This is a genomic window from Leisingera sp. F5, assembly GCF_001593695.1.
In genome coordinates, this window is sequence record NZ_LUKH01001365.1 from 1 (window position 1) to 1075 (window position 1075).

A 1075-nucleotide genomic window follows, 5' to 3' on the forward strand; every position below is an offset into this window, starting at 1 on the left:
CTCGGCGGTTCGGACGCGAATGAAACCAACGTCAAGCTGATCTGGTACTACAACAACATCCTGGGCCGCCCGGAGAAGAAAAAGATCATCTCCCGCTGGCGCGGCTATCACGGATCCGGGCTGGTCACCGGCTCCTTGACCGGGCTGGAGCTGTTCCACAAGAAGTTCGACCTGCCAATCGAACAAGTGATCCACACCGAGGCCCCGTACTACTACCGCCGCAACAACTTGGACCAGTCCGAGGAACAGTTCGTCGCTCATTGCGCCGCCGAACTGGAGGCACTGATCGAGCGTGAGGGCGCAGATACTATCGCTGCCTTCATCGGTGAGCCGGTTCTGGGCACCGGCGGCATCGTACCGCCGCCTGCAGGCTATTGGGAAGCAATTCAGGCGGTGCTCAAAAAGCACGGCATCCTGCTGGTTGCTGATGAGGTTGTCACCGGTTTTGGACGTCTCGGCGGTATGTTCGGTTCGGACCACTACGGTATCGAGGCTGACATCATCACCATCGCCAAGGGCCTCACCTCGGCATATGCGCCGCTGTCCGGCTCCATCATTTCAGACAAGGTTTGGAAGGTCCTGGAACAAGGCACCGACGAAAACGGTCCGATCGGCCATGGCTGGACCTATTCGGCGCACCCGATCGGTGCGGCAGCGGGTGTTGCCAACCTCAAGCTGATCGATGAGCTGAACCTGGTGCAGAACGCAGGCGAGGTCGGCGCCTATCTGACCGCCACCATGGCAGAGGCACTGTCCGGTCACGCCAATGTGGGCGACGTGCGCGGCGAGGGTATGCTGTGTGCCGTAGAATTTGTGAAGGACAAGGACAGCCGCATTTTCTTTGATGCCGCAAACAAGATCGGACCGCAGATCTCGGCCAAATTGCTGGAACAGGACAAGGTCATCGCCCGCGCCATGCCGCAGGGGGATATCCTGGGCTTTGCACCTCCGTTCTGTCTTAGCCGTGCGGAAGCTGATCAGGTGGTGGCAGCGACGCTGCGGGCTGTACAAGCTGTGTTGGGGTGAAGCTGAGCGCCAAACTCCCTATTTTTAATGGCTAAGTGAAGCTTTGACC

At 59.2% G+C, this 1075-nt stretch carries 1 protein-coding gene; it reads left to right on the forward strand.

The window, feature by feature from the left end; all coding sequences use genetic code 11:
* Positions 1–1026: aminotransferase class III-fold pyridoxal phosphate-dependent enzyme (locus tag A2I95_RS41460; protein WP_291738095.1), on the forward strand; the 1026-nt coding region annotated here is incomplete at its 5' end.
* Between the last annotated feature and the right edge of the window lie 49 nt (positions 1027–1075).